The sequence below is a fragment of the Vibrio sp. YT-19(2023) genome, assembly GCF_033337395.1.
Map to the genome: position 1 here is coordinate 1 of NZ_JAWOQN010000717.1, position 615 is coordinate 615.

Annotated in this window: 1 protein-coding gene; it reads left to right on the forward strand. The window is 48.6% G+C overall.

What is annotated here, in order from left to right; all coding sequences use genetic code 11:
* A partial coding sequence (locus tag R7E78_RS28070) for a 3-phenylpropionate MFS transporter (protein ID WP_318058879.1) occupies positions 1 to 615 on the forward strand: 615 nt, incomplete at both ends.

The following is a 615-nucleotide window of genomic DNA, read 5'->3' on the forward strand; positions in this document are numbered from 1 at the left end:
GTATGGCTGGATTTCCCAGTACTTTCTCGGATTCTTTTTTGCGTATGGCGTTTACCTGCCATTTTGGTCGTTGTGGTTTAAAGAACAGGGTGTTTCTTCCACGGACATTGGTTTACTGGTTGGTTTAGGTTTGGCGACACGCTGCGTGGCTAACCTCGTCATTACCCCTCGTGTACACCGAGTTGAACATCTAATGCCAACGTTGCGTTGGTTGAGCTTTGCAGCCCTCATTTTTGTTGGTTTCCACTTTTTTACGGGCGGTAGTTTTTGGCTTATGGCATTGGCAACGGTGTTGTTTAACTTGTGTTGTGGTCCGGTAGTTCCGCTATCAGACGCGATGGCAAACTACTACGCTCGCTTGAAAATGTTGGATTACGGTCGCACGCGTTTGTGGGGGTCTATAGCCTTCATTGCGGGTTCAACGGTGGTGGGTTTCCTTGTCGCAGAATTTGGCTCGGATATGATTCTGTACACCGCGATGGTGGGGGTGTTCTTTTCATTGCTTTTCGCGATGCGCAGCATCAATCCAATGCCTGTCACTCGCGGTGACCAGCATGCTGAACGTCCGAAATTATCTGCACTGCTTACCGATAAATCAGTGGTGAAGTTCTTGGT